At 37.8% G+C, this 2,761-nt stretch carries 2 protein-coding genes and 1 pseudogene; all 3 read left to right on the top strand.

The window, feature by feature from the left end:
• Window positions 1–899, top strand: an 899-nt coding sequence (locus ABZX61_RS65695) for a hypothetical protein (protein ID WP_355213226.1), incomplete at its 5' end; no start/stop codon positions are given.
• Window positions 899–2,494 carry a type I restriction-modification system subunit M gene (locus ABZX61_RS65690; protein ID WP_032398726.1) on the top strand — a complete coding sequence of 532 codons (1,596 nt, stop codon included), beginning with the start codon at window positions 899–901 and terminating at the stop codon, window positions 2,492–2,494. The genes ABZX61_RS65695 and ABZX61_RS65690, both read left to right, overlap by 1 nt.
• Window positions 2,484–2,761, top strand: a pseudogene (locus ABZX61_RS65685) (hypothetical protein); the annotation flags it as partial. The gene ABZX61_RS65690 and the pseudogene ABZX61_RS65685, both read left to right, overlap by 11 nt.

The raw sequence follows: 2,761 nt of genomic DNA, 5'->3' as shown, positions 1-2,761 counted from the left end.
CTTTTAGAAAGCCCTTCACCATGAAAGAAAATGTGCAAAACACGTTTCGTCTATTCTCAAATGAAAATCAAAACTTTGATCAACTGATTCCAAGAGAATATGAAGAAGTCAAAAAAGAATTTATCGAATGTTCAACACTTTATAAACAAAGCGAAGCCGACCTATCGGATAAACCCAATGATCTTAAAACGATGATTGCGCAAGTGAGTGCTTATCAAAAGCTAGAAAAGAGTTATAAAGCGCTCCGAAGCTATGATCAATACGAAGAGGACTTTGAAGCATTTTCAGAAGTAGTGGAGCAGATGCCACAATATCAAGGTAAAACGGAAAATGTTAAAACAAAGATTAAAGAAATGATCGAGGATGAGGAGCATCCTGAGGAAGACTTCGAGAAGCTTTTACAAGAGATTGCTTTTTCTTCGCAGCTCAATGCGACACATAAAGACATCGTGGATAGTTTTTATATTAATCAACTTTTGAAAGCGATTCAATTAAACGAAGCAGGGGCCGTTGAAAAATTTGAAAAAGAAATCCAACAAAAGGATCCTCAAATCCAAAAGATGTATCACACCTTGAAAGATCAACTCGTCAATACTACTGAAGAGATCGATGTGGCTCAATTAAAAGAGACTTCGATTCAAAATGAAATTCAAAGACAACTTCAAAAAGAAGCCGAAGAATTTGGATTATCCTTCGACTTTTTACAGTCTGCAATGAATGAATATCAAGGCGATAAGAAAACGATCCCTTATTTAACTCATTTACTGGATTCGATGACCCTTAGTAAAGAAGAGTTTGAAGCCAAAACGGGTGAAAAATACAGAAGAAGAACAAAAGTTTTAGAAGAACGACTACAACAAAACTTTGAACAACTTCAAAAATGGAAAGAAGAATTATAATGGCGACAGGTTTAAATCAACAACTATGGGCTTCTGCGGATATCTTACGTGGGAAGATGGATGCAAGTGAGTATAAAAACTACTTACTGGGATTAATTTTCTATAAGTACTTGTCTGATGCGCAGCTGAGAGAAGTTTATGAACAAGAAAATGGCAAAACAGATACCTTCCCAGAACGTTCCACTCAGTATGCAGGCTTCATGGAATGGTACGAAGAAGACAAAGACGATTTAATCGAAAATATCCAACCCAAACAAGGCTACTTTATCCAACCCGATCAATTGTTTTATCACTACCGCCTCAAAGCTGATAACTATGAATTTAACTTGACCGACTTACAAGCAGGTTTTAATGAGTTGGAACGTCAAGGAGAAGAATTCAGTGGATTGTTTGCGGATATTGATTTAAACTCCACAAAATTAGGCTCAAATGCACAACAACGTAATGTGACGATTACTGAGGTCTTGCGTGCTTTAGATGAGATTGACTTATTTGAACACAATGGCGATGTGATTGGGGACGCTTATGAGTATTTAATTGGGATGTTTGCGGAAGGTGCGGGTAAAAAAGCAGGCGAGTTTTATACCCCACAAGCTGTTTCACGCATCATGTCAGAGATCACTTCAATCGGCCAAGAATCTCGAGCACCTTTTCATATCTATGACCCTGCGATGGGTTCAGGTTCTTTGATGCTTAATATTCGTCGCTATCTCATCAATCCAAATCAAGTGCACTATCATGGACAAGAGTTAAATACAACGACCTTTAACTTGGCACGTATGAACTTAATTCTTCATGGGGTGGATAAAGAACGCATGAACCTGAATAACGGAGATACTTTAGATGCCGATTGGCCCTCAGAAGAGCCTTATCAGTTTGATTCCGTAGTCATGAATCCACCTTATTCTGCAAAATGGTCAGCGGCAGATCAGTTTCTCTCTGACCCTCGTTTTGAGCGTTTTGGAAAATTAGCGCCTAAATCTAAAGCTGACTTTGCCTTTCTCCTTCACGGTTTTTACCATTTGAAAGAATCGGGAACAATGGGAATTGTCCTTCCGCATGGCGTGCTCTTTAGAGGAGCCGCAGAAGGAACCATTCGTCAAGCCCTTTTAGAAATGGGAGCCATTGATGCGGTCATTGGCTTGCCGGCCAATATTTTTTTTGGAACGAGTATTCCGACAACGGTTATTATTTTGAAGAAAAACCGCTCTCATCGTGATGTCTTATTTATCGATGCTTCTCAAGATTTTGAAAAACAAAAAAATAAAAATGTCCTGTTGGATGAACATATTGATAAAATTGTTTCTATCTACAAAAAACGAGAAGATATTGAAAGATATGCTCATGTTGCAAGTTTTGATGAGATCCAAGAAAATGACTTTAACTTAAATATCCCTCGTTATGTCGATACCTTTGAGGAAGAGGAACCGGTTGATTTGGTTGCAGTAAATACCAATCTCCTTAAGGTCAATGAAGAATTAGTTCAACAAGAGCAAGTGCTCTTATCGTTGATTGACGATTTTTCAGAAAGTGAAGAGAATCAAGCCTTAATTGATTCGATGCGTCTTCTTTTGAGAGGTGGGCATGATGAGTAAAAAGAGTCCACAATTAAGGTTTGAAGGTTTTACGGATGATTGGGAAGAGCGTAAGTTCTCAAATTTAGCTGAAGTAAGACGGGGCTTAACATATAAGCCATCCGATGTCCAAAAATATGGTATTAGGGTTCTTCGTTCTTCCAATATTGCAGAAGATACTTTTTTAATTAAATCGGACGATGTCTTTGTAAATAAAGAGGCAGTTAAAATTGACAAAGTGAAAAATGGGGATATTCTTATCACTTCTGCAAATGGATCTAGCCGTTT

The sequence above is a fragment of the Nonomuraea sp. NPDC003709 genome (assembly GCF_040610775.1).
GTDB lineage: Bacteria > Actinomycetota > Actinomycetes > Streptosporangiales > Streptosporangiaceae > Nonomuraea > Nonomuraea angiospora_A.
The sequence above is the reverse complement of the archived record's forward strand: the minus strand, read 5'-3'. Positions and strand labels throughout refer to the sequence as shown.